Annotated in this window: 23 protein-coding genes; 7 read left to right on the top strand and 16 right to left on the bottom strand. The window is 68.3% G+C overall.

Annotated features, from left to right (window positions below):
- The first annotated feature begins 145 nt into the window (after window positions 1–145).
- Together FOF45_RS09790 and FOF45_RS09785 are read left to right on the top strand one after the other, a co-directional pair.
- Window positions 146–2,632 carry a penicillin-binding protein 1A gene (locus FOF45_RS09790; RefSeq protein WP_158984351.1) on the top strand — a complete coding sequence of 829 codons (2,487 nt, stop codon included), beginning with the start codon at window positions 146–148 and terminating at the stop codon, window positions 2,630–2,632.
- A gap of 249 nt (window positions 2,633–2,881) precedes the next feature.
- Window positions 2,882–3,547 carry a hypothetical protein gene (locus FOF45_RS09785; RefSeq protein ID WP_158984349.1) on the top strand — a complete coding sequence of 222 codons (666 nt, stop codon included), beginning with the start codon at window positions 2,882–2,884 and terminating at the stop codon, window positions 3,545–3,547.
- Between the two features lie 21 nt (window positions 3,548–3,568).
- On the opposite strand, the gene FOF45_RS09780 is transcribed toward FOF45_RS09785, so the two are convergent.
- The 11 genes from FOF45_RS09780 to FOF45_RS09730 form a co-directional block, all read right to left on the bottom strand.
- Window positions 3,569–4,171, bottom strand: coding sequence for a hypothetical protein (locus tag FOF45_RS09780; protein WP_158984347.1), 603 nt, complete (start codon window positions 4,169–4,171; stop codon window positions 3,569–3,571).
- A gap of 21 nt (window positions 4,172–4,192) precedes the next feature.
- Window positions 4,193–5,497: a citrate synthase gene (locus FOF45_RS09775; protein WP_158984345.1), complete on the bottom strand. Its 1,305-nt coding sequence runs from the start codon at window positions 5,495–5,497 to the stop codon at window positions 4,193–4,195.
- A 415-nt stretch (window positions 5,498–5,912) separates the two neighbouring features.
- Window positions 5,913–6,158, bottom strand: coding sequence for a type B 50S ribosomal protein L31 (locus tag FOF45_RS09770; protein WP_158987413.1), 246 nt, complete (start codon window positions 6,156–6,158; stop codon window positions 5,913–5,915).
- Between the two features lie 80 nt (window positions 6,159–6,238).
- Window positions 6,239–7,174 (bottom strand): nucleoside hydrolase, encoded by a 936-nt coding sequence (locus FOF45_RS09765; protein WP_158984343.1) that lies wholly within the window; start codon window positions 7,172–7,174, stop codon window positions 6,239–6,241.
- A 37-nt stretch (window positions 7,175–7,211) separates the two neighbouring features.
- Window positions 7,212–7,937 carry a copper homeostasis protein CutC gene (locus FOF45_RS09760; protein WP_158984342.1) on the bottom strand — a complete coding sequence of 242 codons (726 nt, stop codon included), beginning with the start codon at window positions 7,935–7,937 and terminating at the stop codon, window positions 7,212–7,214.
- A gap of 2 nt (window positions 7,938–7,939) precedes the next feature.
- Window positions 7,940–8,947: a glycosylasparaginase gene (locus tag FOF45_RS09755; protein WP_158984340.1), complete on the bottom strand. Its 1,008-nt coding sequence runs from the start codon at window positions 8,945–8,947 to the stop codon at window positions 7,940–7,942.
- 24 nt (window positions 8,948–8,971) lie between these two features.
- Window positions 8,972–9,991: a glucokinase gene (locus FOF45_RS09750; RefSeq protein WP_233264116.1), complete on the bottom strand. Its 1,020-nt coding sequence runs from the start codon at window positions 9,989–9,991 to the stop codon at window positions 8,972–8,974.
- A gap of 82 nt (window positions 9,992–10,073) precedes the next feature.
- The gene (recG, locus tag FOF45_RS09745; RefSeq protein ID WP_158984338.1) at window positions 10,074–12,191 is read right to left on the bottom strand and encodes an ATP-dependent DNA helicase RecG; all 2,118 of its coding nucleotides are present in this window, start codon (window positions 12,189–12,191) and stop codon (window positions 10,074–10,076) included.
- A gap of 108 nt (window positions 12,192–12,299) precedes the next feature.
- Complete coding sequence (locus tag FOF45_RS09740; RefSeq protein WP_158984336.1) at window positions 12,300–14,723, bottom strand: TonB-dependent receptor; 2,424 nt, start codon at window positions 14,721–14,723, stop codon at window positions 12,300–12,302.
- 72 nt (window positions 14,724–14,795) lie between these two features.
- The gene (locus FOF45_RS09735; protein ID WP_158984334.1) at window positions 14,796–15,947 is read right to left on the bottom strand and encodes an SO2930 family diheme c-type cytochrome; all 1,152 of its coding nucleotides are present in this window, start codon (window positions 15,945–15,947) and stop codon (window positions 14,796–14,798) included.
- The gene (locus tag FOF45_RS09730; RefSeq protein WP_158984332.1) at window positions 15,944–17,194 is read right to left on the bottom strand and encodes a parallel beta-helix domain-containing protein; all 1,251 of its coding nucleotides are present in this window, start codon (window positions 17,192–17,194) and stop codon (window positions 15,944–15,946) included. Before FOF45_RS09730 ends, FOF45_RS09735 begins: the two co-directional genes overlap by 4 nt.
- A 179-nt stretch (window positions 17,195–17,373) precedes the next feature.
- On the opposite strand from FOF45_RS09730, the gene FOF45_RS09725 reads away from it, so the two are divergent.
- Window positions 17,374–18,423, top strand: coding sequence for an AraC family transcriptional regulator (locus FOF45_RS09725; RefSeq protein WP_158984330.1), 1,050 nt, complete (start codon window positions 17,374–17,376; stop codon window positions 18,421–18,423).
- Between the two features lie 69 nt (window positions 18,424–18,492).
- Here the strand turns inward: FOF45_RS09725 and FOF45_RS09720 are convergent, their stop codons facing one another.
- From FOF45_RS09720 to FOF45_RS09700, 5 genes are all read right to left on the bottom strand, one after another.
- A complete protein-coding gene (locus FOF45_RS09720; RefSeq protein ID WP_158984328.1) occupies window positions 18,493–18,876 on the bottom strand; it encodes a RidA family protein in 384 nt (127 codons plus the stop codon).
- Between the two features lie 90 nt (window positions 18,877–18,966).
- Window positions 18,967–21,147, bottom strand: a complete 2,181-nt coding sequence (locus tag FOF45_RS09715; protein ID WP_158984326.1) for a RelA/SpoT family protein — start codon at window positions 21,145–21,147, stop codon at window positions 18,967–18,969.
- A gap of 191 nt (window positions 21,148–21,338) precedes the next feature.
- Window positions 21,339–21,638 (bottom strand): DNA-directed RNA polymerase subunit omega, encoded by a 300-nt coding sequence (gene rpoZ, locus FOF45_RS09710; RefSeq protein WP_158984324.1) that lies wholly within the window; start codon window positions 21,636–21,638, stop codon window positions 21,339–21,341.
- 144 nt (window positions 21,639–21,782) lie between these two features.
- Entirely contained in the window at window positions 21,783–22,409 is a 627-nt protein-coding gene (gmk, locus tag FOF45_RS09705; RefSeq protein ID WP_158984322.1) for a guanylate kinase, read from the bottom strand.
- A gap of 2 nt (window positions 22,410–22,411) precedes the next feature.
- Window positions 22,412–23,272, bottom strand: coding sequence for a YicC/YloC family endoribonuclease (locus FOF45_RS09700; protein ID WP_158984320.1), 861 nt, complete (start codon window positions 23,270–23,272; stop codon window positions 22,412–22,414).
- A gap of 80 nt (window positions 23,273–23,352) precedes the next feature.
- Here FOF45_RS09700 and rph point away from each other — a divergent pair, with 80 nt between their 5' ends.
- The 4 genes from rph to FOF45_RS09680 are packed head-to-tail and all read left to right on the top strand — an operon-like array spanning window position 23,353 to window position 25,420.
- The gene (gene rph, locus FOF45_RS09695) at window positions 23,353–24,117 is read left to right on the top strand and encodes a ribonuclease PH (RefSeq protein WP_158984318.1); all 765 of its coding nucleotides are present in this window, start codon (window positions 23,353–23,355) and stop codon (window positions 24,115–24,117) included.
- 3 nt (window positions 24,118–24,120) lie between these two features.
- Window positions 24,121–24,510, top strand: a complete 390-nt coding sequence (locus FOF45_RS09690) for a VOC family protein (protein WP_158984316.1) — start codon at window positions 24,121–24,123, stop codon at window positions 24,508–24,510.
- 8 nt (window positions 24,511–24,518) lie between these two features.
- The gene (gene rdgB, locus FOF45_RS09685) at window positions 24,519–25,115 is read left to right on the top strand and encodes an RdgB/HAM1 family non-canonical purine NTP pyrophosphatase (RefSeq protein ID WP_158987409.1); all 597 of its coding nucleotides are present in this window, start codon (window positions 24,519–24,521) and stop codon (window positions 25,113–25,115) included.
- A 5-nt stretch (window positions 25,116–25,120) separates the two neighbouring features.
- A complete protein-coding gene (locus FOF45_RS09680) occupies window positions 25,121–25,420 on the top strand; it encodes an antibiotic biosynthesis monooxygenase family protein (RefSeq protein ID WP_158984314.1) in 300 nt (99 codons plus the stop codon).
- Window positions 25,421–25,423 lie beyond the last annotated feature (3 nt).

The raw sequence follows: 25,423 nt of genomic DNA, 5'->3' as shown, positions 1-25,423 counted from the left end.
TACTGCGTCACTTTCCACCCCGCAACGGCGCCCCTGAACCGGCCTGACCCGCCCCGGGCCAAGACCGCGACTACACCTCAAAGTCCCACTCCCCGCCTCCTCTATACTCCACGCCCACTACACCCGCAATCGGAATCTGATCCTGATGCCCCGTCTCCGCCGCCTGCTGCGCTGGGCGCTGTTCGCGTTCGCCGGCCTGGCCCTGCTCGGCGCCGTCGCGCTGGGCACCCTGTACTACCTGGTCGCCCCCAAGCTCCCCGACGTGGAGACCCTGCGCACCGTCGAGATGCAGGAGCCGATGTACGTGTACGCGCGCGACGGGCGCCTGATGGCGCTGTTCGGCGAGACGCGCCGCTATCCGATCTCGATCCAGGACGTACCCGAGCGCCAGAAGCAGGCGTTCCTGGCCATCGAGGACTCGCGCTTCTACAAGCACCACGGCGTCGACTTCAAGGGCGTCGCACGTGCGGTGTGGCTGCTGGCCACCACCGACGACAAGCGCGTGCCGGGCGGTTCGACGATCACGCAGCAGGTCGCGCGCCAGTTCTTCCTGAGCAACGAATACAGCTACACGCGCAAGCTCGCCGAAATGCTGCTGGCGATGCGCATGGAGCGCGAACTCAGCAAGGACGAGATCTTCGAGCTGTACCTCAACAAGAGCTTCTTCGGCAATCGCGCCTACGGCGTGGGCGCGGCCGCGGAGTTCTACTACGGCAAGAAGCTCAACGAGCTTTCGCTCGACGAGATGGCTTCGCTCGCCGGCATTCCGAAGTTCCCGTCCAGCGGCAATCCGCTGAGCAATCCCGAGCGCGCGAAGGTGCGTCGCGATTACATCCTCGATCGCATGGTGGAGCAGCGATTCATCAGCGCCGCCGAGGCCGCGCAGGCCAAGGCCGTGCCGATGCACGCGACGCCGCACGAGCGTCCGGTCGAGGTGTACGCGCCGTACGTGGCCGAGATGGTGCGCCAGGAGATGGTCGCCAAGTTCGGCGCCGAAGCGCTGACCAAGGGTTACCACGTCACCACCACCATCGATCCGGTGCTGCAGACCGCGGCCGACAAGGCCGTGCGCGATGGCCTGTCGGTGTACGACCGCCGCCACGGCTGGCACGGCGTGGAACAGCATTTCGACCTCGCCGCAGACGAAGACGCGGCGAGCATCCGCGCCCGCCTGCGCAACGTCGCGCCGCAGGCCTCGCTGCAGCCGGCCGTGGTGACGAACGTTGTCGGGACCGAGGTGCAGCTGGTGCTCGCCGACGGCACCGAAGTCCGCCTCGGCGCCGATCGCGGCTGGAACGGCCGCGCGCCGGCCAGCCTGGTCAAGCGAGGCGACCTGGTGCGGGTGAGCCGCATCGAGCCGGCCAATCCGCCCAAGCCCGGCGAGGCCGCGCCGCCCGCCGTGTGGCGCCTTGACCAGGTACCGCAGGCGCAGGCCGCTCTGGTCTCGCTGGAACCGTCCAACGGTGCGCTGCGTGCGCTGTCCGGCGGCTACAGCTTCGCCGGCGCCAAGTTCAACCGCGCCACGCAGGCGCGCCGCCAGCCGGGTTCGAGCTTCAAGCCCTTCGTGTACTCGGCCTCGTTCGAGCGCGGCTTCAACCCGGCCTCGGTCGTGCTCGACGCGCCGGTGGTGTTCAAGGATCGCCGTGGCCATATCTGGCGTCCGCAGAACGACACCGGCAACTTCGCCGGCCCGATGCGCCTGCGCGAAGCGATGGTGCAGTCGCGCAATCTGGTTTCGGTGCGCCTGCTCGACGCGATCGGCGTCGACTACGCGCGCAAGTACATCAGCCATTTCGGCTTCGACGAAGCGGAGCTGCCGCCGAACCTGTCGATGTCGCTGGGCACCGCGTCGCTGACGCCGATCTCGGTCGCGCGCGGTTTCGCGGCGTTCGCCAACGGCGGCTTCCGCATCACGCCGTGGTTCATCGACGAAGTGAAGGACCGCGAAGGCGCGGTGGTGTTCAAGGAAAAGCCGGCCGTGGCCTGCCCGCAGTGCGCCAATCCCGGCGGCGTCGGCCGCGTGGTGCAGAACACCACCGTGGTGGACGGTTTCAACCTCGGCCCGAACGCGTCCCAGCCGGCACAGTCCGAGACGCCGAAGGATGAGCCGGCCAAGCCGGCCATCGACACCAGCAACATGGTGCTGGCGCCGCGCGCGATCGACAGCCGCATCGCGTACCAGGTCAACTCGATGCTGCGCGACGTGGTGAAGCGCGGCACCGGCACGCCGGCCAAGGTACTGGAGCGCGACGACATCGGCGGCAAAACCGGCTCGACCAACGACCACCGCGACGCATGGTTCTCCGGCTTCGGCGGCCCGTACGTGACCACCGTGTGGGTCGGCCGCGACAACTACAAGTCGCTGGGCTACCGTGAGTACGGCGGCAAGGCCGCGCTGCCGATCTGGATCGACTACATGCGCGTGGCGCTGAAGGACCAGCCGCTGGCGACCAACGAGCCGCCGGAAGGCATGATCAAGGTGTCGGTCTCCGCCAGCGGTGCGCTGATCCCGGGCGAAGGCGGCGGCATCGTGGAATGGGTCAAGGCCGAAGACCTCGACCGCATGCAGAACTACGTGGACTACGGTCCGGAAGAAGCGGCGCCGACCGAGGAAGAGTTCGACATCTTCTGACCTTCGCCGCACCGCACCGAACGAAAACGCCGGGTCACGCCCGGCGTTTTCGTTTCCGCCGATCGCGCACGCCGGCCGCGAACATCGAACGAACGTACGGCCGGCGTTCATGCTGGACGCACACTGTCCACGCCTTCGACACAGCGCGAGCGGTAACGTTGCGCGCCGATAAAACATGCTAGCGTTCGTTTGCCGGCATGCCGGCCGCGGCGAACTCCCGCCGTCGTGGTGCCAGCCGCGGAGGTCATCATGCCCCACGCCCGACAGCACGCTCACCAGCACGCGCAGACGCGCACCCGCGAACGACGCCACCGTCTCGCCACTGAAGCCGCCCGGCTGATGGCCGAGGGCGGCATCCGCGATTACCACCAGGCCAAGCTGAAAGCAGCCGAACGACTGGGCATCTTCGACGACGCCTCGCTGCCGCGGAATCGCGAGATCGAGGATGCGCTGCGCGAGTACCAGCGCCTGTTCCAGCGCGAGAACATCCCGGCCCTGCGCGAACGGCGCGAAGCCGCTTTGCGCGCGATGGAATTCTTCACCGCGTTCCAGCCGCGGCTCGTCGGCGCGGTGCTCGACGGCACGGCCGACACGCGCAGCCCGGTCATGCTGCAACTGTTCGCCGACGATCCCGATGCCGCTCCGCGCTTCCTCGATCAGCACGGCATTCCCAGCGAATCGCGCAGCCGCCGCCTGCGACTGGATCGCGAGCGCGTGGGCGAATTCCCGGTACTGGTCTTCAGCGCCGAAGAGCTGGCGTTCGACCTGACCGTGCTGCCGCTCGATCTGCTGCGCCAGGCACCGCTGTCGAACATCGACGAGAAGCCGATGAAGCGCGCCACTGTCGCGCAGGTGCGGCAGTTGCTGGCGGAAGAGGAAATCTCCGGCTACGAAGGCGCCGGCGAGAGTCGCTGACGCCTTCGGCGGAACCGATCGCTAGGCAGGCGCGCGGATACGTCGCGCATCCGCGCGTGCATCCAGCCCGAACACGTTGAGTTCGATCACCACGAACGCGACCAGCCACAACAACGCGTCCCACGTATCGAGCCACGCTGCCTGCGGGTTCTCGTCGCCGAAGCCCATCGCCGCCCAGGTCAACAGGAACCCCACCAGCGCGAGATAGAGCGCGCCGGCGGCGAGGCGGCGCAGGCGATGCAGGCGCGCGGCATCGGGCGGCAGGCGCACTTCCAGTTCGAGCAGGGCGATCACACCCAGCCACACGGTCTCGTTGGCGAAATCCAGCCACACGCGTTCGAGTGCGTAGCCCACGACCGCGATGACCACCGCGACCGCGGCGAGCAGGCGCACGCCGTGCAGCACCGGCCGCCAGCGCGGCGGCAGCTTCCAGCCACCGGTTTCCCATTCGAACAGCAGCAACAGCACCAGCCACGCGGCGGTGTCGATCAGTTCGGTCAATCGCCCATAGCGCGCGTACAGCGCCACGTCGATGGCGAGCAGCGCGTAGATGGTCCACTTGAAAACGACGAAGCCGCGGCGATGCCGCGGCTTCGATGCAGCGTCGGTGCTCCATGCCTGCATGAAGCGGTCCGGACGTGGACCTCAGCGCTTGCCGAGGTCGGTGTAGTCGCGCTGCGGAGAACCGATGTAGATCTGGCGCGGACGGCCGATCTTGTTCTCCGGGTCGTTCTGCTGCTCCAGCCAGTGCGCGACCCAGCCCGCGGTACGGGCGATGGCGAACATCACGGTGAACATCTCCACCGGGATGCCCAGCGCCTTGTAGATGATGCCGGAGTAGAAGTCGACGTTCGGGTAGAGCTTGCGCTGCACGAAGTACTCGTCTTTCAGCGCGGCCTCTTCCAGCTTCATCGCCACTTCGAGCAGCGGGTCGTTGATGCCCAGCTCGCCGAGCACCTTGTGGGTCATCTCGCGGATGATCTTGGCGCGCGGGTCGAAGTTCTTGTAGACGCGGTGGCCGAAGCCCATCAGGCGGAAGCCCGATTCCTTGTCCTTCGCCTTGGCGACGGCGGAACCGACGTTCTCCGGACGGCCGATCTCCTCGAGCATCTTGAGCACGGCTTCGTTCGCACCGCCGTGCGCCGGGCCCCACAGCGCGGCGACGCCGGCGGCGACGCACGCGTACGGGTTGGCACCGGTGGAACCGACGAGGCGAACGGTCGAGGTCGAGGCGTTCTGCTCGTGGTCGGCGTGCAGGATGAAGAGCAGGTCCAGCGCCTTGGCGGCGACCGGGTTCAGCTCGAGCGGCTCGCTCGGCACTTCCTTCATCATGTGCAGGAAGCGCGTGGTGTACTCGAGGTTGTTCTTCGGATAGCGCATCGGCCAGCCGATCGAATAACGGTGGCACGCGGCGGCGATCGTCGGCACCTTGGCGAGCAGGCGGATCGCGGCCAGGCGGCGCTGTTCCGGATCGTCGATGTCGAGATCGTTGTGGTAGAAGCTCGCCATCGAGCCGAGCATGCCGACCAGCATCGCCATCGGATGCGCGTCGTGGCGGAAGCCGTACAGGAAGGTGCGGAAGGCCTCGTGCATCATCGTGTGATGCGTGACCTCGTGCTCGAACTTGTCGAACTCGCCCTTGTTCGGCAGTTCGCCGTTCATCAGCAGGTACGCGACTTCGAGGAAGCTCGACTTCTCGGCCAGCTGCTCGATCGGGTAGCCGCGGTACAGCAGCACGCCGGCATCGCCGTCGATGTAGGTCACCGCCGACTTGCAGCTGGCGGTGGCAGTGAAGCCGTTGTCGTAGGTGAAAGCGCCGGTTTCCTTCGGCAGCTTGCCAATGTCGATGCACGGCTGGCCGAGGACGGGATGGTGGACCGGCAGGGTCACGGTCTTGTCGCCGGCGGTCAGGGTGACCTGATCGAAACCGGACTTGGTGGAATCGGACACGAAACACTCCTCAAGTCTGCATGCCGCCGCGGGAGGCGCGACACGGAGCGGGGACGGGGGTCACGGCGCAGACGGCACCGCGATCCGTGAATTATCGCACAACGTCCCGGAGCGCTGGCTCGGACTTTGGTGGGAGAGGCAGGCCGCTTGCGCGGCACTGCCGCGCGGCCTGCCGAACGCCCGGCCAGGGATGGCCGGGCCGGGCGCTCCGAAGGCGGTCGCGCGTCGCCACGGACGGCCGAAGAAACACCAGACAGTGCTCGCGCAGCGGACCTGGCGCGCGGCATACCGGAAACCGGAAACGACGACGGCCGCCTTGCGGCAGCCGTCGAGGAATTGCGATAGACCCGTACTACCGGAATGTTCCGGTGTCGCGACCATCCGCTTGCACGACCGCTCGAGGCGGCCGACGCCCTTACTTCTGGGCGTAACGCTTGCGGAACTTGTCGACGCGACCGCTCGTGTCCATGATCTTGTGCTTGCCCGTGTAGAACGGGTGCGAGGCCGAGCTGATGTCGACCTTGATCAGCGGGTACTCGTTACCGTCTTCCCACTTGATCGTCTCCTTGCTGCCAAGGGTCGAACGGGTGAGGAACTGGAAGTCGGTGGTGACGTCCTGGAAGATGACGTCGCGGTAGTCGGGATGGATGCCGGCCTTCATGGCACTCACCAAATCGTTCGGGGAAAGCGCAGCAGTATAGCGGCCACCCTCCCCACCTTGCAAGTCTTGGCTGGACGCGGTCAGCGGGCCGCCAGCGCGGCCTGGATCAGGCCCTCGAAACGGGCCTGGTCGTAGCGCAGCAGGATCCGGAAACGGTCCGGATGACCTCCTTCGCGACGCCAGTCGACCACGGTCATACCGCGGGCCGGGCCGTGGCCCAGATCCACCGCCAGCGGCCGGTGCGCCTCCTCCACCACGCCCTCCGGCTCCAGCGCAAAGGCCATGCCCAGCGCGTCGGCGGCGAACCAGTGATCGCCGCGGCGATCGGCCGACCACTCGCGGGTCTTCTTCGAGATGTCGGCGTAGAAGCGCGCGCGATCGGAGTCGGCGGCGAGCCATTCGACCACGCGATCGTGCAGCAGGCCGTGGGCGATGGTGGCCTCCCAGTCGGCCAATTCGACCTGCGGGAAGGCCTCGAACACGATGTGCGCCGCTTCCGGATCGAAGTAGACGTTGAACTCCGCGGCCGGCGTGATATTGCCGTGCGCGGTCACCGCGCCGCCCATCACCACGAAGCGCGCGACGCGCTGCGGCAGGGTGGGATCGAGTTTCAGCGCCAGCGCGATGTTGGTCAGCGGACCCAGCGCGACCAGCAGCAGGCGGCCGGCGTGTTCGTGCGACAGGCGCAGGATCGCCTGCGCCGCGTGCTCTGCCTCGACCGAGCGCCGCGCCGGTTCGAAGGCGACATCGCCGAAGCCGTTCTCGCCGTGCACGTAACCTGCGTCCGGTGCCGGATGCAGCAGCGGTCCTGCGCAACCGGCGAAGATCGGAATGTCCATCCCGGCGACTTCGCACAGCTTCAGCGCGTTGCCGACGGTGTGCTTCAGGCCGACGTTGCCGGCGGCGATGGTGAGACCGACGACGCGATGGCGCGGGTCGTTGAACGCCATCAGCAGGGCGAGCGCGTCGTCCACGCCCGGGTCGGTGTCGATCAGCAGGGGGATCTTGTCGTTCATCGGGCGATTATGGCCCAGCCAATGCGACAGGACGACGTTAGGCGCCGAGCGCGTCGCGCAGCGCGCGGACAATGGCGGCGTCGCTGCGCCACGAACCCGCTTCGAGCCCGGGGAGGTCGCTGCGATGGCGCATGCGCGACGGCTGCAGCGACTTCGCCGACGCATGCACTTCGCGCACACTGGTGCGCGCGACCACATCGCGCACGTTGTCCGGGGTGATGCCGGCACCGGCCATCACCGCCAGCCGTCCTTCGGCGCGACGTTGTGCAGAGGCGATCAACTCCGCCCCCTGCAACGCGGTGGCGCGCGCGCCCGAGGTCAGCACGCGTTCGCAGCCCAGCGCGATGATGTCGTCCAGCGCGCGCAGCGGATCGCGCGCGGTATCGAACGCGCGGTGGAAGGTCACGCCGAGCGCGCCCGCTGCCGAAAGCAGTTGCGCGCACAAGGCCGAATCGACATCGCCGTCCGCGTCGAGCGCTCCGACGACGATACCGTCGCAGCCCAGCCGCACGCAGTTCTCGATGTCGAGCAGCATCGTGTCGCGTTCGAGCGCATCGTAGAGGAAGTCACCGGCGCGCGGCCGGATCAACACGTGCAGCGGTATGCGCAGCCGGTCGCGCGCCATCGCGATCGTTCCGTGCGACGGCGTGCAGCCGCCTTCACCAAGGTTCTCGCACAGCTCGACGCGGTCCGCGCCGCCTTCCTGCGCCGCGAGCGCGGCGGCAAGGGAGTTCGCGGCGATCTCCAGCGCGACGCGCTCCATGCTCAGGTCTGTTCGGTCCGGTACACGGAGGCGGAATCGTGCAGACGATCGTGCGGACCGGCGCCGCCGTCGTGCATCGCGTAGACGAAGCCCTTGTGCAGCGCGAACGCGCCCACTTCGCCGTCGCGGTTCATCGCCAGGAAACACACCTGCAGGCGCTTGCTCGCTTCCGGGCGCTTGCGCACCACGCGCTCGATGGCCTCGCGGCATGCGTCCGCGGGCGATCGCCCCTGACGCATCAGTTCGACCACGAGGAAACTCGCGGCATTGCGGACCATCTCCTCACCCACGCCGGACGCCGTCGCCGCGCCGACTTCGTTGTCCACGTACAAGCCCGCGCCAACGATGGGGCTGTCGCCAACACGGCCGTGCATCTTCCACGCCATGCCGCTGGTGGTGCATGCGCCCGCGAGTCGCCCTTTCGCATCGAGTGCGAGGATGCCGAGGGTGTCGTGGTTGCTCTTGTCGCCGGGACGCGACTGGCGTTCGGCGTTGATCTGCGGCGCGTACTGCGAGGTCTTCAGCCATTCGCGCCATGCCTGCCGCGCCTGTTCGGTCAACAGCGGCGTCTTCTCGAATCCCTGCGCGACGGCGAACTGCTGCGCGCCCTCGCCCACCAGCATCACATGCGGCGTCTTCTCCATCACCGCGCGCGCGACCGATACCGGATGCGCGATGTCTTCCAGCGCGGCGACCGCGCCGCAGCGACCATCGCCGTCCATGATGCTGGCGTCCAGGGTCAGCACGCCGTCGCGGTCAGGATTGCCGCAGCGTCCGACGGTCGGATTGCACAAGTCTCCTTCAGCCCAGCGCGCGCCAGCTTCGACCGCGTCGAGTGCGCTGCCGCCCTTGCCCAGCACCGTCCACGCGGCCGCGTTCGCGCCGACGCCGAAATCCCAGGTCGAGACGACGCGCGCGCCTTTCGCGGTCGTCGCAGCGCGCACGCGCGGAATCGCGGCAGCCCCGGCGGCGAGCAGCGAGGCCTGCAGGAACTGGCGACGATCGCCCATGCGTGGTTTCCCCGTGGAGTGGTTTCAGAAGCCGGAATGGCGCTCGTGGTACCACGCCGCCGCGCCGACCAGGCCGAGCTGGCCGTGGTCGACCAGCCACACCGGCACGCGGCCGAGCACTTCGCCCAGCACGCCCTTGTTGCGGAAACGTGCGGCGAAATCGCTGTCGAGCAGGAACGGACGGATCTGCGCCGGAATGCCGCCAGCCAGGTACACCGCGTCGGCGCCGAAGGTCAGCGCGAGATCGCCCGCGAGGCTGCCCAGCAGCGCACAGAACGTGCGCAGCGTTTCCAGTGCGTGTGTGTCGGCGCCGCTCTGCGCCGCGGCGGCGATGGCTTCGGGCGTGTCGAGCGTGGGCGTGGCGCCGTCGAGTTCGCACAGTGCGGCGTAGGTGTTCACCAGGCCGGGACCGGACAGCACGCGCTCGTTGTCGACGTGCGGCCAGCGCTTGAGCAGGCGCTGCACCAGCGCCAGTTCGCGTTCGGTGCCCACGGCCAGCGACGCATGGCCGGCTTCGCTGGCGAGCACACGTCGCGATGCACCCTGCTGCAGCGTGCGCGGCAGGCACAGCGACGCGCCGAATCCCGTGCCGGGGCCGAGCACCAGCGCCGGGCCGTCGCCGGCCTGCAGCGGGCCGCAGACGCGGGTCATCGCGGCCACGTCGATGTAGGGCATCGCGCAGGCCACCGCTTCGAAGTCGTTGAGCAGCGCCAGGTAGGCGATGCCGGCCTCGCGACGCGTGCGTTCGACCGACACCGCCCACGGCAGGTTGCTGTTGATCAGCGTGTCGCCTTCGAGGCGGCCGGCGATGGCGACCACCGCATGGGTGCGGTCGGCCTCGTAGGCGCCGGCGAAGTCGTCGATGATCGCGGCCAGGCTCGCGTACTCGGCACAGGCGTAGCGGCGGTAGTCGATCACGTCCACCTTGCCGCCCGGCCGCACCTGGACGAGGCCGAGGCGCGCGTGGGTACCGCCCACGTCGGCGGCGATGAACGGCGGCGAGCCGTGCCGGACGGGGGGACTTTCGATCGGGGCGGAGATCACGGGCGGGGAAATCGACGGCAACGACGGGCGTCCATGATGCCCATTTGGGCACAAGCCTGCAGCCGGCGGCGCCCGGAAGGGGTCAAGCGGCGGCGAAACGCACCGCGCCGCCGACCCAGCGCTCGACGATCCGCTGGGCCAGTCCGGGCGATTCGTGCAGCAGGCGCTCGCCCAGGTCCTGCACCTGCGGCAGCAGGTCGGCGTCGCGGCCGAGGTCGGCCACGCGGAACTGGGCCAGGCCGGTCTGGCGTGTGCCCAGCAGCTCGCCGGGGCCGCGCAGTTCCAGGTCCTTCTCGGCGATGACGAAACCGTCGTTGGTTTCGCGCATGGTCTCCAGGCGCTGGCGCGCCATCTGCGACAGTGGGGCCTGGTAGAGCAGCACGCAGCTCGACGCCGCGCTGCCGCGGCCGACGCGACCGCGCAGCTGGTGCAGCTGCGCCAGGCCCAGGCGCTCGGCGTTCTCGATGATCATCAGCGACGCGTTGGGCACGTCCACGCCGACCTCGATCACCGTCGTCGCCACCAGCAGGTCGATCGTGCCGTCCTTGAACGCGCGCATGGTCGCCTGCTTCTCCGCGGCCTTCATGCGCCCGTGGACCAGTCCGACGCGTGCTTCCGGGAGACGTTTGGACAGTTCCTCGAAGGTCGACTGCGCGGCCTGCGCGACCACCTCGTCGCTGTCGTCGATCAGGGTGCAGACCCAGTACGCCTGGCGCTTCTCGGTGCAGGCCTTGCGGATGCGTTCGACCAGCTCGGGGCGCCGCTCCGCGCTGAGCGCGACGGTCTGCACGGGCGTGCGTCCGGGCGGGAGTTCGTCGATCGCCGACACGTCGAGGTCGGCGTAGGCCGCCATCGCGAGCGTGCGCGGGATAGGGGTTGCGGTCATCACCAGCTGGTGCGGCACGATGGCATCGCCGTTGCCGCTGCCACCGGTGCCTTTGTCGCGCAGCGCCAGCCGCTGGTGCACGCCGAAGCGGTGCTGTTCGTCGACGATGGCGAGCGCGAGGTCGCGGAAGGCCACGCCTTCCTGCATCAGCGCGTGTGTGCCGACGACCACCTGCGCTTCGCCGTTGGCGACCTCCTCCAGCACCTTCGCGCGTGCCTTGCCGGTGACCTTGCCGGCCAGCCAGGCCACGCGCACGCCGAGCGGTTCCAGCCAGCCGCGCAGGTTGTTGAGGTGCTGCTCGGCAAGGAGTTCCGTCGGTGCCATCAGCGCGGCCTGCTTGCCGGCCTCGACCGCGCACATCGCCGACATGGCCGCGACCACGGTCTTGCCGCTGCCGACGTCGCCCTGCACCAGGCGCAGCATCGGATGCGGTTTGGCGAGATCGACGCGGATCTGTTCGAACACACGCTGCTGCGCGCCGGTCAGCGCGAACGGCAACGTCTTGCGCAGGCGATCGGCCAGCGCGGTGCGCTCGAGCACCGGTGCGGCGTGCGCCTGCTGCGCGATGCGCTGGCGGCGCAGGCTGAGGTGGTGCGCGAGCAGTTCCTCCAACGCGAGCCGTCGCTGCGCCGGATGGCGTCCGGCCAGCAGCGCGGCGACGTCGGCGTCCTGCGCGGGACGATGCACGGTCAGCAGCGCCTCGCGCAGCGAGGGCAACCGGAACCCATCGCGCAGCTCGCGCGGCAGGAGCTCAAGCGATTCCTCGTCGGGCAGACGGTCCAGCGCCTGTCCGATCAGCCGGCGCAGCGCGACCGGTCCGATGCCCTCGATCGCCGGGTACACCGGATCCAGGCTGCTGCCGAGTCCGTCCTCTTCGGCGTCGTCGACCAGGCGATAGCTGGGATGGACGATCTCCAGCCCGTGCTGGCCCGGTCGTGGCGTCCCGTAGCAGCGCACGCGCGCGCCGACCTGGAACTGCGCGACCTGCGCGGCGCGGAAATGGAAGAAGCGCAGCACCAGCGTGCCGCTGGATTCGTCGCCCAGCGCCACGCGCAGCAAGGGTCGATAACGGAAGCCGCGTTCGACCGCTTCCACGCGTCCTTCCACCTGCGCGGCCACGCCGGGCTGCAGCATCCGGATCGGGGTGATCGCCGTGCGGTCTTCGTATTGGCGCGGCAACTGCAGCCACAGGTCCTGCAGGGTCGTCAGTCCGCGCGCGGCCAGCTTTTCGGCCACGCGCGGACCGACCCCGCGCAGGCTGCTGATCGGTTGCTGCTGGAGATCGACGGAAGCCCCGCCCTTGCGAATCGGCATCGCGCAAGGATGACGCGAATGGCCGCAAACAAAAACCCCGGCGCATGTGCGCCGGGGTAGGGTTTCGACGGAAAACCCGTCAGTTCGAAAGACGGCCGCGGATGGACGTCAGAAGTTCGCGGTCAGCTCCACGCCGTAGGTGCGCGGCTCGGTCATGCGCGCGCCGACGGCGCCGAGCACGGTCATGCCGTAGGTGCCGAACGAGTTCACGTACTGGTTGTCGAGCAGGTTGTTGCCGTACACGGCCACGCCCCAATGGCCGGTCGCCGAGGTCCAACCGATGCGCGCGTCGAGGAGCTCCTGCGCCTCGCCCGCGTCGATGCGGCCGAAGCGGCCGCAGGCGAGCTGCGAGACCGACTCGTCGTTCTCGCGGCACTTGCCGACGTACGAGTAGCGCGCCGCGGCGCGGATGTCGCCCGCGTCGGCCATGCGCCAGACGTAGTTCACGCCGCCGGCCAGCGACCACTCCGGCGCACCGGTGGGTTCGCCGCCCAGGTCCACGCCCTGCGGATTGGTGTAGGTCTTGTAGGTCGAGTCCAGGTATTCGGCGTTGAAGTCGAAGCCCAGTCCGTCGGTCGCCTGCCAGCGCATGTCGAAATCCACGCCCCAGGCTTCCTGGTCGGAAGTGTTGACCAGGAAGCGCGGGATGTCGGTGGTCATGTCCAGCGTGACCGCCTGGCGGTTGTCGTAGACGTAGTAGAACGCCGACACGTTGTAGGCGAGGCGATAGTCCGGCAGCTCATGCTTGAAGCCGGTCTCGAAGTTCCACACGTCCTCGTTCTCGAACTCGCTGCCGATCTGCAGCGCGTTGAAGCCGCCGGCCTTGTAGCCCTTGGCGAGCGAGGCGAAGCCCATCATGTCGTCGGTGAAGTGGTAGTCGACGACGAAACGCGGGCTCCAGTCGTCCCACGACTTCTTGGCGCGGTTGAGCACGCCCTTGTTCATCACCGCCGGCGGATCGATGAAGGCGATGTCGAACACCAGCATTTCCAGCGGGATGCCAGCCGCATCGAGGAAACCGACGCGGTCGAGCAGCGCCAGCTGCGCGTCCAGCTCCGGCGCGCTGCGCAGGTCGTTGAACCAGGTGAAGTCTTTCTCGTCGCGCGTGTAGCGCAGGCCGAAGGTCAGGTTGAGCTTGTCGCTGGCGTGCCAGATCACGTCGCCGAACGCGGCATAGGCCTTGGTGTCGAGCGTGTTGACGAACTTCTCGTTCCACGGAAGGCCAGTCAGATCGACCGGGATGCCGAACATGTTGGCCGCCATCGTCAGCGGGCCGTACAGGCCGCCCGGCGCGAGGCCGAGGTTGTTGGCGATGGTGTCGACCGAATCGGTCAGCGCGTTGACTTCGCTGGTCTGGTCGGCGTCTTCCTGGAAGTAGCTGACGCCGGCGATCCAGTCGATGCTGTCGGTCGAGCCGCTGAACTTGAACTCCTGGTAGAAGTTCGTGTTGCTTTCGGTGTTGGTCGAATCGACGTACAGGTAGCTGCGGTCGGTGCCGTCTTCCTCGACGCGGTTGAGCGAGTCGTAGTCGTGCCACGCCGTGGTCGAGGTCAGGCTGCCCCAGCCGAAGTTGTGGTCGATGATCGCCGTCACGCCGTCGAACGTGCGCGTCTCGGCGTTGCCGACCGCGTCCACCGCGACGCGCGCGTCGAGCGGATCGACGAACGAGGACGGATCCGCCGGCGCCTGCGGCAGCGCGGGCAGCGCGGGGATCGGCACCACGCCGATCGTCGCCTGCCCGAGCTGGTCGAGGCTTTCGTGGTCCCACGCGACGAACGCGCGCGTGTTGTCGCCGAAGCGCGTCTGGAACGCAGCGCGCGTGGCCCAGTTGTTCTCCGGCGCCAGGTCCTTGCCGGTGACGTCGTCCTTGATCCAGCCGTCGCCGGTGTTGAAGATGCCGTTGAAGCGCAGGGCCGAGTCTTCGCTGACGGCGAAGTTGGCCATGCCGTCGAAGTACGTCTTGCCCTCGTTGCCCAGGCGCAGCTTGCCGCGCGCGTGGTTGCCGTCGGTCTGCGGGCGGTTGGTGATGATCGAGATCGCGCCGGCCGCGGTGTTGCGGCCGAACAGCGTGCCCTGCGGTCCCTTCAGCACTTCGATGCGCTGCACGTCGGTGAACGGCAGGAGCACGCCGCCGCCGCGGCCGGCGTAGACGCCATCGACGTACACGCCCACGGCCGGGTCGGTACCGATGCCGAAGTCGTCGGTCTGGATGCCGCGCAGCTGGAAGCTCGGCTGGGTCGGCTGCAGGCTGTTGACCTTCAGGCCCGGGACGAAGCTGTCGATGTCGCCGAGATCCTCGGCGGCGACGTCTTCCATCAGCTGTTCGGTGACCACCTGCAGCGCGATCGGCACGTCGAGCAGTTCCTGCTCGCGGCTCTGCGCGGTGACGGTGATGGTGTCCAGTTGCGTGGCGGACGGTAGGCCGGCATCCGGCGCTTGCTGCGCCATCGCCAGCGGCATGGCCGCGGTGAATGCGAGACCGGACAGCGCGCGGCCCAGACTGATGGCGAGCCTGCTCTTGCGTGGCGACATCGGAACTCCCCTCCCAATGACTTTCTTGTTGTATTTAACGCCGCGCAGCCCCTTACCGCGCGACGCATGGATTCACTGCATTGCGACGTTCGGGTCCGCGCTGCTGCAACTGCCCAGCCAGGCCCCGATCCATTCGCTGATCAACGCGACGCCTTCTTCGTGCACGGTGCTGCGCCCGAGTTCGGGCATCATCGCGCCCGGATCCAGGCTGTCCATGCGGTAGACCAAGATCGAATCCTGCGGTCGTCCGGGCACGATGTCGAACAGGTGATCGCCCGTGCCCTGCCCCGCCGCGACCGGCGGCTTGCACAGACCCAGACGGCGCGGCTCCTCGGTGCCGGCATCGAGCCACAGGCCCGAGGTATCGGCCGGACCGACCTTGCTGTGGCAATGGCCGCAGTTGACGTCGAGATAGGCGCGTGCGCGGTCCTGCACGCTCGCGGTCGCATCATCGAGGCGCGCGTTGTGCGGCACGCCGTCCTTCGGCAGGCCTTCAAGGCGACCGAGCGCGACCATGCGTGCGAGCTGGTTCTCGCCCGGATGCCACGGACTCTCGCGGTTGAGATGGCGCGCCTTCGGACCGATCGGGTGCAGTTCGCGCGTGGTGTTGTTGGTGCCGTGACAGCCGGCGCACTGGTTCTCGTCGGGCACCATGTAGGCGAAGTCCTGCTTCGCGCTGCCGTCGGGCTTGTGCAGGGTGAGCGGAATCGTCTCGCCGGCGCGCGCCAGCGTCGCCTCGGTCTGCTCCGCGTTCCACACGTACGGCAGCGCGACCCAACCGTTCTCGCGACGCACCAGCAGGCGCGTCTCGATCAGGCGCACCTTCGACAGGTCGAGGCCGTCGCGCGTTTCGTCGGCATTCTCGGCCACGCGCAGCACGGCATCGCCTTCGCCACGCGGGTAGTAGAACGTCTTGCTGATGATGGTGCCGACCGGGAAGTCGAACGCGTCCTGCGCGTGGTAGTTCGCCTTCGTGCCGGCCGGCATCCAGATCGTGCGCAGCTTGTGTGCGTAGTCGCTGAACAGCGCGGTGTTGAGCGCGTAGGGCTCGACGCCCGCGTTGAAGCGCAGCCGCCCGTCGCGCACGTCGAGCACGTGCCACTCCGACAGGCTCTGCGGCTGTCCCTGCGCATGGAACTGCACAGGCGACTCATTGCGCTTGCAGCCGGCGAGGGACATCGCGGCCAGAACCAGCGCCGCGCCGATCACGATCATCCGCTTCATGCCGCCGGAGCCGCCTTCGCGCTCGTGGCTGCGGCATCGCCCGGCAGGGTCACCACCGGCAGCGGCGGCAGCTTGCAGCGCACCGCGTCGGTGACTACGCTCGGGTTCTTGTACTTGTTGGGGCCGTCGGCGTTGAGCGTCGCCACGTCGCCGTTGTCGACGCACATCTGCGCGCCACCCGGACGCTGCGCGTTGACGTAGCCGTCCCACAGCACGTCCGGCAGGCGCCCGCCAAGGCCGAACATCGCCACCTTCAGCGCCTTCAGGTCCAGGCCGTCGGGCTTGTCGCCGCCGCCCTTGAAACGATTGCCGTGGATGGCGATCTCCTCCGGGTACGGATCGAACGCCTTGGCCACGCCCTTCTCGGTCATGTAGCCAGTGGAGAAATAGCTGGAGACGATCACGTTCGCCGTCTGGTTGTCGGCGATGTCGTTGTCGAAGATCTCGACCTTGTCGTTGGAGTTGATCACCACGCCCGAACCCGCCGGCACGCTCGCCACGGCCGCGCCCTTGGCGGCGAAGTTGCCGGTGTTGTTGGCGATCACCTGGTTGCGGTAGACGCGCGTGGTGTGGCCCGGCTGCGGCAGGTTGGGCATGTTGAACACAAGGATGCCGCCGGTGTTCTCGGTGGCGGTGTTCTCGTAGACGTCGGCGCCGATGGTGTTCTCGATCTCGATGCCGGCGACGTTGCGCTCGGCGCGGTTGCGGCGGACGACGACGTTCTTCGACTGACCGACGTAGATGCCGGCGTCGGACGCGCCGATCGCCACCGAATCCTCGATCAGCACGTTGGTGGTCTGCACCGGATAGATGCCGTAGGCGCCGTTGGTCGTCTTCGGACCGCCGGTCCATTCCACGCGCACGCCGCGGATGGTGATGTTCTCGCCTTCGTTGACCTTCAGGCCATCGCCCTTGGTGTCCTCGATGGCGAGGTTCTCCAGGGTGAAGTCGCCAGCGTTGACCAGCAGACCCTCGGCACCGGCCTTCTGTCCCTTGAAGCTCAGGATAGTCTTGTCCATGCCCGCGCCGCGGATGGTCACGCCATTCACGCGCAGCGTGAGGCTGCGGTCGAACGCGTAGCGACCGGCCGGGATCTCGATGACGTCGCCAGGCTTGGCGTCGAGCAGGCGCTCGATCAGCACCTTCTGGTAATCGGCGTTGGCCGCCGGTGCCGCGGGCTGCTGCTGGCAGCCGGCCAGCATGGCCAGGCCGCTGGTGATCGCCATGCCGAGAATGATGCGCTTCATCCGACTCCGTCCTGTCGTGCGCGGCCTTTGGCCGCGATACCCACCGAACGTCCGCCACCGCCGCATCGATGCGGCATGGCGTCCCCCGGCCCCTCCCGAAGTCTGTGACCATCGGGTGGCGCGGGTGGAGGGCAAAGCCGGCATACTCAGGGGGGGAAACCGGACAAGTACGCCAGCGTATGCCGCATTACGATCGTGACGACCCACGCCTGAGCATCGCCAACATCAAGAGCGGCATCGTCGCCGGGCTCGTCGCGATGGCGCGCGAGCACGGCGTGGGCTGCGAGAACTGGTTCTCCGGGCTGCGCCTCGGGCCGGCCGAATTCGATGGCGAAACACCGGTCTACCTCTCCTACCGGCAGGCCTGCCAGATCATCCGCCGCGCCGTACGCGGATTGCCGATCCGCGGCGCCGGGCTGGTACTCGGCGAGCGCCAGAACATCGGCCATTTCGGCCTTCTCGGCCTGGCGATGCTGACTGCATCGGGCTTCGCGGAAGCGCTGCGACTGGGCGTGCAATACGCGCCGATCACGGGCGCGATGATGGAACTGGACCTGGACGAAGGCGACGACGGCGCAATGGGCGTGATCGCGCGCATGCGCACGCCGGATGCGGAGCTGGAACCGTTCCTGTGCGAAGAGCTGTTTGCCAGTTCGCTGATGCTGTGCCGCGGCCTGCTCGGCGCACAGTTCGTCCCGCGCGTGCTGGAGCTGGCGTACCCCGCGCCGGACTACGCCGACGATTACCGCGCGTTGTTCGGCTGCGAAGTGCGCTTCGATGCGCCGATCAACCGGGTGACGATCGACGCGGTGTGGCTGCGCACCGCCATGCCCGCCGGCAACACCGCGAGCGCGCAGCAGATCATCGCGCTGTGCGAAGAGCAAATGCCCGCGGGCCAGCCGCGCAGCGAGATAGTGGCTGTGGTCGAACGCCTGCTGCGCCAGCGCATCGCCGACAACCCGCGACTCGTGGACATCGCCGGCGAACTGCACCTCACCGAACGCACCCTGCGCCGGCAACTCCAGGCCGCGCAGACCAGCTTCAGCGAACTGCACGACCGCGTGCGCAGCGAATCCGCGCGCGCGCTGCTCGTCGACGCGCGCATGAGCATCGCCCACGTCGGCGCAGCGGTGGGGTTCAAGGATGCACGCGAGTTCCGCCGCGCGTTCAAGCGCTGGACCGGCGTGGCGCCGCGGGAGATGCGGGCGGCGGAGAAGTCGGAAGCCTAGGCGGCTTGAGAGAAGCCCGAATCACGCACCGCGCGGACGGAACGCCGTCCGCGCGACGATACGCGTGGATCAGTCCAGCACCATCACCGCATCGACCTCGAAGCCCGCGCCGCGGGGAAGGCCGGCGACTTCGATGGTCGAACGCGCCGGGTACGGCGCCTTGAAGAACTCGCCCATCACCGCGTTGACGGCGGCGAAGTTGTCCAGATCGGTGAGATAGAGACCGAGGCGGACGACATCGGCGAGCGAACCACCGGCGGCTTCGCACACGGCCTTGAGGTTCTCGAACGAACGGCGCGCCTGCGCGCTGATGTCGCCTTCGACCAGCAGACCGGTGCCCGGGTCGAGCGGGATCTGGCCGGACAGGTAGACGGTGTTGCCGGCACGCACGGCCTGCGAATACGGGCCGATCGCGGCGGGCGCCTTGTCGGTCTGGATGATCTGGCGGGACATAAGTGTCAGGGATTGGAGATTGGGGATTCGAGATTAGAACAGAAGTCGCACGGACGTCGCTGCTCCTGCGAATCCCGAATCCCGACCCGCTTACATCCGCTGCACGCCCAGCACCACGTTGAGCCGGCGCACGCGGCGCATGACGTCGGCGAGGTGGCGACGATCGCTGACTTCGATGGCGAAGCGCATCACCGCGATGTTGGCGTCGCGGTCGAGGTATTCGACGCGGTCGATGTTCGACTCGGCCTCGGCGATGGCGGCCGCCACCTGCGCGAGCGAACCGGGGCGGTTGTCGACCTCGATCTTCAGCGCCGCGGCGAAATCGCCGGCGACCTCGCGGTCCCAGCCAATTGGCACCCAGCGGTCGGGCGACTTGCGGTAGTCGGCGACGTTCGGACAGTCCAGGCGATGCACCACGATGCCCTTGCCGGCGGTGTGGTAGCCCATGATCTCGTCGCCGGGGATCGGCAGGCAGCAGTTGGCGAAGCTGATCACGCCGCGCTCGTGGCCGGTGATCAGGATCTTGTCCTGCGACAGCGGCAGCGGACTCGCGGCCTGGCGCAGCGGCTTGCCCGGCGCTTCGCGCGCGAGCGCCTGCGCGACCTGTTGCGGCATGCGGTTGCCCAGCGCGATGTCGGCCAGCAGCGCTTCCAGACGCGGGTAGCGGAACTCCGAAAGGTACGCATCCAGCCGCACCGAGGGCACGCGGTCGAGCGAGATGCCGACCGCTTCCAGCGCGCGGTCGAGCATGCGATGGCCCAGCTGCACTGCGTCCTCGTGTTCGAGCTGCTTGAGCTGCTGGCGGATCGACGTGCGCGCCTTGCCCGACACCACGAACTCCAGCCATTGCGGTTTCGGCGAGGAAGACTTGGCGGTGATGATCTCCACGCGCTGGCCGCTGGCGAGCTTGGTGCGCAGCGGCACCAGCTTGCCGTCCACGCGCGCGGCGACGGCGCGGTTGCCAACGTCGGTGTGCACCGCGTAGGCGAAATCGAGCGCGGTGGAGTTGCGGGGCAGCGACATGATGTCGCCCTTGGGCGTGAACAGGTAGACCTCGTCCGGGAACAGGTCGACCTTCACGTTCTCGAGGAATTCCAGCGACGAACCGGTGGAGCGTTGCGACTCGACGAGGCTGGCGATCCAGCTGTGCGCGCGACTCTGCGCGCTGTTGGGACCGTCGCCGCCGTGCTTGTACGACCAGTGCGCGGCGATACCGCGCTCCGCGATCAGGTCCATTTCCTCGGTACGGATCTGTACTTCGATCGGCGATCCGTACGGACCGAACAGCACCGTGTGCAGCGACTGGTAACCGTTGGCCTTGGGGATCGCGATGAAGTCGCGGAAGCGCGAATCCAGCGGCTTGTACGAGGCATGCACCACGCCGAGCGCGTGGTAACAGTCCGGCACCGTGCGCACGACGATGCGGAAGCCGAACACGTCCATCACCTGCGCGAAGGTTTTGTGCTCGGATCGCATCTTGGTGTAGATGCTCCAAGGCGATTTCACCCTACTTACCAGCCGGTGCGCGAGCTTCTCCTTCGCCAGTCGCTGCGCGAGCTGCGCCTCGATCTGCACCAGCGATTCGCGCCGCACCACCGGCTGGGTGCGGATGCGTTTCTCGATCACCGCATGGCGCCACGGATGCAGCGCGCGGAAGCCCAGGTCCTGCAGCTCGGCCTTGATCAGGTTCATGCCCAGGCGCTGGGCGATGGGCGCGTAGATCTCCAGCGTTTCGCGCGCGATGCGGTGGCGCGCCTCCATGCTCTGCGCGCCGAGCGTGCGCATGTTGTGCAGGCGGTCGGCGAGCTTGATCAGGATGACGCGCAGGTCGCGCGACATCGCCAGCAGCATCTTGCGGAAGCTTTCGGCGGCGGCTTCCTGGCGATCGCGGAACTGCAGCTTGTCCAGCTTGGTGACGCCATCCACCAACTCGGCCACGGTCTCGCCGAATTCGCTGACCAGGCCGTCGTAGGTGAGCGGCGTGTCCTCGATGGTGTCGTGCAGGATCGCCGCGATCAGGGTCTCGACGTCGAGCCCCTGGTCGGCGAGCACCTTGGCGACCGCCACCGGATGGGTGATGTACGGCTCGCCCGACTTCCGGGTCTGGCCCGCGTGAGCGGCAGCACCGATCGCCCAGGCGCGGCGCAGCGACAGGCGCTGGTCGCCGGGGAGGTAGTCGGCGGCCAGTTCGAGTTCGCGCACGTAATCGGGGACGTCCGCGTCGTCGCGGATGTCCACCGGATGCAGGCTGAGCGCGGATTCTGGGGCCATGAGGGGAATCTACGCGCGCCGCGGCGCGCTGCGCAACGAAAGGAAGGACGTAGCTGAATATGGTTGCGGATCGGCGCATCCAAAGGCCCGGAAGCCCCCCGCAACGCCGTCACGGACCCCATATGCAAACGGCCCCGCCAGAGCGGGGCCGTGCGTGTCGCGAGACCGGCAGGGCCGGTTCGCGGAAGGGCTCAGTCGTCGCCCTTGGACAGGTCGTCGTCGGCCACGACTTCGGCGGCCGCCCACTCCAGCGCCTCGCGCTCCTTGCGCTCGCGCTCGGACTTCTCGACGGCGTCGATGTAGTCGGTGTCGATGCGGCGCGCGGCGATCTCACGCAGCGCCAGCACGGTCGGCTTGTCGTTGGATTCGCTGTTGTCCAGCTGCGGGTCCACGCCATTGGCCAGCTGGCGCGCGCGCTTGGCGGCCATCATGACGAGTTCGAAGCGGTTGTCGACCACTTCCAGGCAATCTTCAACGGTGATGCGGGCCATGGGGCTCCTGGCGGCCGGCGGGCCGTCCATACAGGCTTTAAGGGACCGCAGAGTGTAGTCGCGGACCCCGCAAGAGGCAAGCGCCGCCTTGGGAATCAGGCAGTTACGGCGCCACAGAGGCCGACTGGCGGCCCCGGGAGGGCTTCAGCGGCCCGGATCGTCGGCCAGCAGGGCGGTGATCAGGCGCGAATGACGGGCCACCTGCTGGTCGCGGCGGACCCGGCTGGCGACGAAGATCGCGCACATCTCGTCCACGGCCGTCTCGAAGTGCTCGTTGACGATGACGAAGTCGAACTCGCCGTAGTGCGACATTTCCTCGCGCGCAGCGGCCAGGCGCTGGGCGATGACTTCCTCGCTGTCCTGCCCGCGGTTGCGCATGCGCTGCTCCAGCGCCTGGCGCGAGGGCGGCAGGATGAACACGCTCACCGCGTCGGGCACCTTGTCGCGCACCTGGCGCGCGCCTTGCCAGTCGATTTCCAGCAGCACGTCCTTGCCCGCGGCGAGCTGCGGTTCCACCGACTGCCGCGCCGAACCCTTCCAGTCGCCGTGCACCAGCGCGTGCTCGAAGAAGTCGCCGGCGGCGACCATGTCCTCGAATTCCTGCGCGCTGACGAAGTGGTAGTGCTCGGCGTGGCGTTCACCCGGACGCGGCTGGCGCGAGGTGAACGAGATCGACAGGCAGATGTTGGGATCGCGCGCCAGCACGGCGTTGACGATGCTGGATTTACCGGCACCCGAAGGCGCAGCGACGATGAAGAGGGTTCCGCGCATGGTCACTCGATGTTCTGGATCTGTTCGCGGACCTGGTCGATCAGCACCTTCAGTTCCACCGCCACGGCCGAGCTGCGCGCGTCGACGGACTTGGAACCCAGGGTGTTGGCCTCGCGGTTGAATTCCTGCAGCAGGAAATCGAGCCGGCGGCCCACCGCTTCCTTCAGCTTGAACACCCGGCGCGCTTCGGCGACGTGCGAGTCGAGGCGATCGAGTTCCTCGTCCACGTCGAGCTTCTGCAGCCACAGCACCAGCTCCTGTTCGAGCCGGCCGTTGTCGAGCGGCTGGGCCAGATCGGCCACGCGCGCTTCCAGCTTGGTGCGCTGGCCGGCGCGGATGGCCGGCATCAGCTCACGCACCTGCGCGGCGAGCGCGGCGATGCCGTCGACACGTTCGATGATGACGGCGGCGAGCTTGGCGCCCTCGCGCTCGCGGGCGCGGACGAATTCGTCGAGCACGTCGTCGAGCAGTTCCAGCGCCTGCGCCTGCAGCGCGGCGGGATCGCCGGCCTGCGCCTGCAGGACGCCGGGGAACTGCAGCAGCTCGGTGAATTCGGTGCGCAGGCGCGGGAAGCGCGCTTCCAGGTCCAGCGCCAGCTCGCTCAGTTCGCGCAGTCGCGCGGGATTGAGCTGCAGCGCGGCCTCGCCTTCCGGTGCGCGCAGGCGCAGGGTCAGGTCGATCTTGCCGCGCGCCACGCGGCTGGCGACACGCTCGCGCAGCGCCGGTTCGAGCGCGCGCAGCTCATCGGGCAGGCGCACACCAAGCTCGAGGAAACGGTGGTTGACCGAGCGCAGCTCGCAGCCGAGCGTGCCCCACGGAGTGGTGCGTTCGCCGCTGGCGAATGCGGTCATGCTGCGGATCATCGCGGAATCCAACGTCGGCACAGGGGGCCGACAGGGAGCGAATGGTAAACTCGCGCGCCCTCAAACCGGTAATACAGGCCATGTCCGGCACGCCCGCTGCCCCTTCCGCCGGCCTCCCGGCCACCGTCGCCCGCCCCAGCGGACGCGCTCCCGACCAACTGCGCGAGGTCCGCATCGAACGCGGCTACACCCGTCACGCCGAAGGTTCGGTCCTGATCGCCTTCGGCGACACCCGCGTGCTGTGCACCGCCAGCATCGAGAACAAGGTGCCGCCGTTCCTGCGCGGCAAGGGCGAAGGCTGGGTCACGGCCGAGTACGGCATGCTGCCGCGCGCCACCCATTCGCGCAGCGATCGCGAAGCCGCACGCGGCAAGCAGGGCGGACGCACGCTGGAGATCCAGCGCCTGATCGGCCGTTCGCTGCGTGCATGCATCGACCGCAAGCTGCTGGGCGAACGCACCATCACCCTCGACTGCGACGTGCTGCAGGCCGACGGCGGCACCCGCACCGCGGCCATCACCGGCGCTTACGTCGCGCTGGCCGACGCGGTGCGCGTGCTGCAGGCGCGCCGCGAGATCCCGCGCGATCCGATCTTCGGCGCGGTCGCCGCCGTGTCCGTCGGCGTGTACCGCGGCGTGCCGGTGCTGGACCTCGACTATGCCGAGGACAGCGACTGCGACACCGACATGAACGTCGTGATGAACGACGGCGGCGGCTTCATCGAACTGCAGGGCACCGCCGAAGGCCATGCCTTCCGCCGCGAGGAGCTCGATGCGATGACCGCGCTCGCACAGGCCGGCATCGCCGAGCTGATCGCGAAGCAGCGCGAAGCGCTCGCAGGCTGAGCCATGCGCCGGACGATCGCCAGCGTCACCCTCGTCGTGCGCGACTACGACGAGGCCATCGCGTTCTACACCGGCGCGCTCGGCTTCGACCTGCTGGAAGACACTGATCTGGGCGGCGGCAAGCGCTGGATTCGCGTCGCGCCGAGCGGTGCGGAAACCGCGCTGTTGCTCGCACAGGCCGACGGCGACGAACAGCGCGCGAGCATCGGCCTGCAGACCGGCGGGCGCGTGGGCTTCTTCCTGCACACCGACGACTTCGCCCGCGACCATGCGGCGATGCAGGCGCGCGGCGTGCGTTTCCTCGAAGCGCCACGCCACGAGGCCTACGGCAGCGTCGCGGTGTTCGAGGACCTGTACGGCAATCGCTGGGACCTGCTGGAGCCGAAGGCGTGAGCACGCCGGTGAAGTGGGTCATCGCCAGCAGCAATCGCGGCAAGTTGCAGGAATTCCGCGAGCTGCTGGACGGCAGCGGCATCGAATTCGTCACCCAGGGCGAGATGGGCGTGGGCGACGCCGACGAGACCGGCCTGACCTTCGTCGAGAACGCGCTGCTCAAGGCGCGCAAGGCCGCGCGCGAAACCGGCCTGCCGGCGCTGGGCGACGACTCGGGCCTGTGCGTGGATGCGCTCGACGGCGGACCCGGACTGTATTCGGCGCGCTACGCCGGCGAACACGGCAATGCGCAGGCCAACATCGACAAGCTGCTCGACGCTCTGCGCGACGTGCCCGACGCACGACGCACCGCGCACTTCTACGCGGTGATCGTGCTGCTGCGTCACGCCGACGATCCGCAGCCGCTGATCGCCGAAGGCATCTGGCCGGGACGCGTGCTGCACGAACGCCGCGGCGACGGCGGCTTCGGCTACGACCCGGTGTTCCTGGATCCGGAACAGGGTCTGTCGGCGGCGGAACTCGACACGGAGCTGAAGAACCGCATCAGCCATCGCGGTCGTGCGCTGGCGGCGTTGCAACAAAAGCTGCTGGACGCGGCGCGGTAGGCGACGTGTTCGTCACCGTCTGGGAGTACGAAGTGCGCGCCGGAGCGGAGGCCGCGTTCGAGGTGCTGTACGGCGCCGACGGCGCCTGGGTGGCGTTGTTCCGGGAACATCCGGGCTACCTGCGCACCGAACTGCTGCGCGGCGACAACGGCCGTTACCTCACGCTCGACCGCTGGCGCACCGCGCAGGACTACACTGACTTCCGCGCGCGACTGCCCGCGCGCTACGCCGAACTCGACGCACAGGGCGACGCCCTGACGCTCGCCGAACGCCATCTTGGCGCGTTCTCCACCGCGGACGACTGACGT

It is taken from the genome of Lysobacter panacisoli (genome assembly GCF_009765165.1).
Taxonomy (GTDB): domain Bacteria; phylum Pseudomonadota; class Gammaproteobacteria; order Xanthomonadales; family Xanthomonadaceae; genus Lysobacter_J; species Lysobacter_J panacisoli.
Note: the sequence above shows the minus strand (reverse complement) of the source record. Positions and strands in the feature narration are given on the sequence as shown.

Bases quoted from the DNA above. Each gene is read 5' to 3' on its own strand.
- FOF45_RS09790 (WP_158984351.1), top strand. From the start codon at position 146: ATGCCCCGTCTCCGCCGCCTGCTGCGCTGGGCGCTGTTCGCGTTCGCC.
- FOF45_RS09785 (WP_158984349.1), top strand. From the start codon at position 2,882: ATGCCCCACGCCCGACAGCACGCTCACCAGCACGCGCAGACGCGCACC.
- FOF45_RS09780 (WP_158984347.1), bottom strand. From the start codon at position 4,171: ATGCAGGCATGGAGCACCGACGCTGCATCGAAGCCGCGGCATCGCCGC.
- FOF45_RS09770 (WP_158987413.1), bottom strand. From the start codon at position 6,158: ATGAAGGCCGGCATCCATCCCGACTACCGCGACGTCATCTTCCAGGAC.
- FOF45_RS09765 (WP_158984343.1), bottom strand. From the start codon at position 7,174: ATGAACGACAAGATCCCCCTGCTGATCGACACCGACCCGGGCGTGGAC.
- FOF45_RS09760 (WP_158984342.1), bottom strand. From the start codon at position 7,937: ATGGAGCGCGTCGCGCTGGAGATCGCCGCGAACTCCCTTGCCGCCGCG.
- FOF45_RS09755 (WP_158984340.1), bottom strand. From the start codon at position 8,947: ATGGGCGATCGTCGCCAGTTCCTGCAGGCCTCGCTGCTCGCCGCCGGG.
- recG (WP_158984338.1), bottom strand. From the start codon at position 12,191: ATGCCGATTCGCAAGGGCGGGGCTTCCGTCGATCTCCAGCAGCAACCG.
- FOF45_RS09740 (WP_158984336.1), bottom strand. From the start codon at position 14,723: ATGTCGCCACGCAAGAGCAGGCTCGCCATCAGTCTGGGCCGCGCGCTG.
- FOF45_RS09735 (WP_158984334.1), bottom strand. From the start codon at position 15,947: ATGAAGCGGATGATCGTGATCGGCGCGGCGCTGGTTCTGGCCGCGATG.
- FOF45_RS09730 (WP_158984332.1), bottom strand. From the start codon at position 17,194: ATGAAGCGCATCATTCTCGGCATGGCGATCACCAGCGGCCTGGCCATG.
- FOF45_RS09725 (WP_158984330.1), top strand. From the start codon at position 17,374: ATGCCGCATTACGATCGTGACGACCCACGCCTGAGCATCGCCAACATC.
- FOF45_RS09720 (WP_158984328.1), bottom strand. From the start codon at position 18,876: ATGTCCCGCCAGATCATCCAGACCGACAAGGCGCCCGCCGCGATCGGC.
- FOF45_RS09715 (WP_158984326.1), bottom strand. From the start codon at position 21,147: ATGGCCCCAGAATCCGCGCTCAGCCTGCATCCGGTGGACATCCGCGAC.
- rpoZ (WP_158984324.1), bottom strand. From the start codon at position 21,638: ATGGCCCGCATCACCGTTGAAGATTGCCTGGAAGTGGTCGACAACCGC.
- gmk (WP_158984322.1), bottom strand. From the start codon at position 22,409: ATGCGCGGAACCCTCTTCATCGTCGCTGCGCCTTCGGGTGCCGGTAAA.
- FOF45_RS09700 (WP_158984320.1), bottom strand. From the start codon at position 23,272: ATGATCCGCAGCATGACCGCATTCGCCAGCGGCGAACGCACCACTCCG.
- rph (WP_158984318.1), top strand. From the start codon at position 23,353: ATGTCCGGCACGCCCGCTGCCCCTTCCGCCGGCCTCCCGGCCACCGTC.
- FOF45_RS09690 (WP_158984316.1), top strand. From the start codon at position 24,121: ATGCGCCGGACGATCGCCAGCGTCACCCTCGTCGTGCGCGACTACGAC.